General features: G+C 48.6%; 2 tRNA genes and 2 rRNA genes. All 4 read right to left on the minus strand.

The annotated features are described in order from the left end of the window. Positions 1 to 134 (minus strand): 23S ribosomal RNA (locus CBW66_RS28220); the annotation flags it as partial. A 248-nt stretch (positions 135 to 382) separates the two neighbouring features. Next, positions 383 to 458: transfer RNA gene (locus CBW66_RS28225), tRNA-Ala, on the minus strand. A gap of 27 nt (positions 459 to 485) precedes the next feature. Further along, positions 486 to 562: transfer RNA gene (locus tag CBW66_RS28230), tRNA-Ile, on the minus strand. Positions 563 to 663: 101 nt separating this feature from the next. Continuing rightward, a 16S ribosomal RNA gene (locus tag CBW66_RS28235) occupies positions 664 to 792 on the minus strand; the annotation flags it as partial.

Consider the following 792-nt stretch of genomic DNA (forward strand, 5'->3'; position numbering starts at 1 on the left):
TGGTGGGTTGCCCCATTCGGAAATCTGCGGATCAAAGTGTGTTTGCTCACTCCCCGCAGCTTATCGCAAGCTACTACGTCCTTCATCGCCTGTAATCGCCAAGGCATCCACCATGTGCACTTATTCGCTTGTCCCTATAACGTTAGCCTCTCATCATTTTCATAATGAAAGAGCGCTACAGGGATAAGAAAGTACAACGTTGTTGCTTGTTTGTTGATACATACAATCATTACCCATCGATCTGCGTTTTACCGCAAACCGATCAATAAATAATCTTTACTTCTTCCAGATTGTTAAAGAACGAAACAGCTTTGATCGCTAAAAGATCAAATCTAAACCGGGTCTGTTTGACTGGCTTACATTTGCACTTTCGGTAAAACTTTGGTGGAGGATGACGGGATCGAACCGACGACCCCCTGCTTGCAAAGCAGGTGCTCTCCCAGCTGAGCTAATCCCCCAGGATATTTCTACGACTCGGGTCTTACTGGTAGGGCTGGTTGGACTCGAACCAACGACCCCCGCGTTATCAACACGGTGCTCTAACCAGCTGAGCTACAGCCCCAACGCGGTGCTACTGACGACTACTGTTTCTTCTTCAGCTAACAGTCGATAAGTGTGAACATTTGATGCGTGAACCAGTTACCCGGTTCGTGCAAACTCTAGAAAGGAGGTGATCCAGCCGCACCTTCCGATACGGCTACCTTGTTACGACTTCACCCCAGTCACGAATCCTACCGTGGTAAGCGCCCTCCTTGCGGTTAAGCTACCTACTTCTGGTAAAACCCGCTCCCA

The organism is Janthinobacterium sp. GW456P (genome assembly GCF_002127655.1).
Classification (GTDB): domain Bacteria; phylum Pseudomonadota; class Gammaproteobacteria; order Burkholderiales; family Burkholderiaceae_D; genus Janthinobacterium.